Origin of the sequence: Clostridium sp. MCC328, from assembly GCF_018785465.1 — a bacterium.
Classification (GTDB): Bacteria; Bacillota; Clostridia; order Lachnospirales; family Lachnospiraceae; genus Pilosibacter; species Pilosibacter fragilis.
In genome coordinates this window covers 1-215 of record NZ_WQPW01000030.1, presented here as the reverse complement: position 1 = coordinate 215, position 215 = coordinate 1, and the positions used below count along the sequence as shown (strand labels likewise).

Sequence of the window (215 nt, the reverse complement as noted above, 5' to 3'; positions counted from 1 at the left end):
AACATGAACGTAGTATACCGGTTTCGGATCTATCCCAATAAAATACAGCAGGAACTGTTTGCAAAAACATTTGGATGTGTCAGGTTTGTATATAACCGGATGCTGGCAGAAAAGAAGGAATGCTATGAAAAGACCGGAAAAAACCTGAAGGTCACTCCGGCAAAATATAAGGCAGAGTTTCCATGGCTAAAAGAAGTGGACAGCCTTGCTCTGTG

General features: G+C 41.9%; 1 protein-coding gene. It reads left to right on the top strand.

Annotation, left to right across the window (positions count from 1 at the left end; translation table 11 throughout):
* Positions 1–3: 3 nt before the first annotated feature.
* Positions 4–215, top strand: a 212-nt coding sequence (locus tag GPK83_RS06180) for a helix-turn-helix domain-containing protein (RefSeq protein ID WP_215704288.1), incomplete at its 3' end; no start/stop codon positions are given.